We start from the raw sequence: 610 nt of genomic DNA on the forward strand, positions 1-610 counted from the left end.
TGACGCCCAGCAATGAGCCGGGGATGGTCATCCGCTCGCCGACTGCGTTGGCCTGGGTGAGCTCGTCGTTGAGCATCGCGGTGCGCATCGCTGCGGAGCGTGCACGCAGGTTGGCGTAGACGCTGGCGCCTTCCTCACCAGACAGGCGCATGATGTCGGCGAAGTCGTCCAGCTCAGGGAGACCGAGCTCGTCGCCCAAGGTGTGCAGGGCCTCCCAGGGTGGGAGGCCGGACCACCGGGAGCGCGTCAGCTCTTCGTTGAGGCGTTGGAAGACCCACGAGTCTCCGATCTCGGCCGCTGCCTCCATCGCCTGACGTACACCCGAGCCGTTGTTGCGCTCCAGCGCGACGAGCTCGATGTAGGCGCCAAGGGCGCGGGTGAACTCGAGGCGCGCCTTCTTCGCCTCATCGATGGCGTTGTAGTTGGGCAGGAAGAACATCACCACGGCCAGCCCCAGTGACGCGAAGGCGGGGATCGTCACTGGGAGCCCGAGGTCGAGGAACTCGAGGAAGGCGGCCAAAAGGGGCGGGATGAGCAACCCGAGGAACGCGAAGACGATCTTGTCCCCGTAGAACCGTGCGAGCGGGACTCGCAGGAGCGCCAGCTCCCG

1 protein-coding gene is annotated in these 610 nt (G+C 66.6%); it reads right to left on the reverse strand.

The annotated features are described in order from the left end of the window. Nucleotides 1-610, reverse strand: a 610-nt coding sequence (locus K4G59_RS19765) for a type II secretion system F family protein (protein WP_231252776.1), incomplete at both ends; no start/stop codon positions are given.

Origin of the sequence: Nocardioides furvisabuli, from assembly GCF_021083185.1 — a bacterium.
Taxonomy (GTDB): domain Bacteria; phylum Actinomycetota; class Actinomycetes; order Propionibacteriales; family Nocardioidaceae; genus Nocardioides; species Nocardioides furvisabuli.